Here is a 370-nt window from a genome sequence, read left to right as displayed (position 1 = left end):
GTATTGATCTGAAGCCGGAGTCACCGGATAAAATCCAAGTGCCGAAAAAACATACCACGCAGAGGTTTGTCCGTTATCTTCGTCTCCTATATATCCATCGGGAGTTGGAGAGTACATCCTGCTAAGGGTTTCCCGCACCCAATATTGAGCTTTCCATGGCTCTCCTGCATAGTTGTACAAATAGATCATATGCTGGATCGGCTGATTCCCGTGAGCATATTGGCCCATATTGGCAATTTGCATCTCTCTTATTTCATGAATTACCTGCCCGTAGTAACTTTCGTCGAACTTTGGAGGAAGGGAAAAGACTTTATCAAGTTGAGCTACGAATTCTTCATTCCCGCCCATGCGATCGATAAGTCCCTGTACA

General features: G+C 45.1%; 1 protein-coding gene. It reads right to left on the bottom strand.

The genetic code is table 11. The features are described from left to right. Positions 1-370 (bottom strand): glycoside hydrolase domain-containing protein (locus HC176_RS17595; RefSeq protein WP_167920303.1); only part of this gene is annotated, 370 nt, incomplete at both ends.

It is taken from the genome of Tamlana crocina, assembly GCF_012037625.1.
This window is presented reverse-complemented; position numbering and strand designations above follow the sequence as displayed.